This window comes from Streptomyces sp. NPDC054887, from assembly GCF_053610585.1.
Window position 1 is genome coordinate 1 of record NZ_JBSGYQ010000151.1, and the last position, 1,212, is coordinate 1,212.

Annotated in this window: 1 protein-coding gene; it reads right to left on the minus strand. The window is 65.8% G+C overall.

What is annotated here, in order from left to right:
- Positions 1–321: 321 nt before the first annotated feature.
- Positions 322–927, minus strand: a complete 606-nt coding sequence (locus ACWGH0_RS34690; protein WP_453408254.1) for a dihydrofolate reductase family protein — start codon at positions 925–927, stop codon at positions 322–324.
- Between the last annotated feature and the right edge of the window lie 285 nt (positions 928–1,212).

Sequence of the window (1,212 nt, forward strand, 5' to 3'; positions counted from 1 at the left end):
GCCCTGGACACTGGCCCGAAGTCCAGCCTCCTCAACTTCCCTTCATACAGCTGTCCTTACTTACCTGGAGCGACCTCGTGTCGCACACTGAGCGCTTCAGTTGGCCCCATCGGCCATGTAGCGCTCAGGACTCTGCCCAGGGAAACGTCCAGTGGCGCGTCCGTATCCGGAAGGGAGACCTTTGCGGGCTGCGGGAGGGGCGTACATGGGCTGACCTGCGACGGCTCGGCGCCCTGACGTTGGCCGGCCCCCTATTAGGTCTTGCTCCGCACCCGCCGTCCGCCGGTCTGGCGGCCGTCCAGACCGGCGGACGGGGCAAAGTCACGCAGGGACGGCGAGCGGTGGGTGCTCGAGCACGCGGGGCTTGTACTCGACCAGCTGGATGCGGCCGTCGAAGGTACGGTGCTCGATCATCTCGAGGGCAACGTCCGGATAGCCGTCGTAGATGCGTTCTTCGCCCGTGGCCCCGGTGATCACCGGGAACATCACGACCCGGAAGCGGTCGACGAGTCCGGCTCGTAGCAGGGACCGGCACAGTCTGAGGCTGCCAATCGTGCTGAGGAGCCCCGAGCCACTCGACTTCATGGCGCGGACCGCCTCGATGGCGTCGTCGCGGACGAGCGTGGAGTTGGCCCACGTCAGTGGCTCCTCGAGTGAGGAGGAGAACACCACCTTGGACGCTTGCGTGAGCTCGTCGACGGATGCCTCTTCTTCGGGCCTGAACTCGTCTTGGCCGTTGGGGACCTGGCCTGCAGCGAACCCCGACATGAGGCGGTAGGTGTTCGCTCCCATCAGGTAGGTGGCCGCAGGCTGCTCGCCGAGCCATGCGAGGTACTCCGGGCCCTCGAGGCCCCAGAACCCGGGCCATCCCACTCCCGATGCGTGGCCGTCGAGGGAGGTGATGAAGTCGACGAGAAGCTCCGACATGACGGTTCCTTTCCTGGGGTGTCACGAGCTTGGACTGGCCGGGAGCCACAAACTCATCGGCCGCGCTGTGGAACAGCGAGAAACCCATGACGCTGCAGCCGAACAGATCGGCGGGGCGCCACCCGCGGACGGCCCGGGCCAACCGTCACGCTCAGCCGGACCAAGTACAACGCTCAGGGGCCAACTGAAACGCTCAGTGTGCGACACGAGGTCGCTCCAGGTAAGTAAGGACAGCTGTATGAAGGGAAGTTGAGGAGGCTGGACTTCGGGCCAGTGTCCAGGGCC